2 rRNA genes are annotated in these 589 nt (G+C 47.2%); both read right to left on the reverse strand.

Features of this window, described 5'->3' with window-relative positions:
* A 23S ribosomal RNA gene (locus ACFODW_RS03095) occupies nt 1-272 on the reverse strand; the annotation flags it as partial.
* Nucleotides 273-535: 263 nt separating this feature from the next.
* Nucleotides 536-589, reverse strand: a 16S ribosomal RNA gene (locus tag ACFODW_RS03100); the annotation flags it as partial.

Consider the following 589-nt stretch of genomic DNA (forward strand, 5'->3'; position numbering starts at 1 on the left):
TGGGCTGATTCCGTTTCGCTCGCCGCTACTCGGGAAATCGCGTTTGCTTTCTCTTCCTCCGGGTACTGAGATGTTTCAGTTCCCCGGGTCTGCCTCATGCACCCTATGTATTCAGATGCATGTGCTGTTCCATTACGAACAGTGGGTTCCCCCATTCGGAAATTCCCGGATCAACGTTTACTTACAACTCCCCGGGACATATCGGTGTTAGTCCCGTCCTTCTTCGGCTCCTAGTGCCAAGGCATCCACCGTGCGCCCTTATTCACTTAACTATATTTACAATGAATAAGCGGTTATCGCTTTATTATTAGATGTCGTTGGTATTACTCTTATTTAGTTTTCAAGGTACAAAATGAGGCATTTGCTCCCTCAAAACTGAACCAAACAACCAGCATGTTTCCGTAATCCAGCTTCAACTCCTAACGGCTCATGACATAAGTCATGAACACTTCAAGCACAAAAGCAGTGCTTGGCGGTTCCTTGCTTATGCAAGTCGCCGCTGATCAGTCGTTTCAGCCTTTTCATATATCCTTAGAAAGGAGGTGATCCAGCCGCACCTTCCGATACGGCTACCTTGTTACGACTTCAC

The sequence above is a fragment of the Virgibacillus sediminis genome, assembly GCF_042643265.1.
GTDB classification, from domain to species: Bacteria; Bacillota; Bacilli; order Bacillales; family Amphibacillaceae; genus Virgibacillus_O; species Virgibacillus_O sediminis.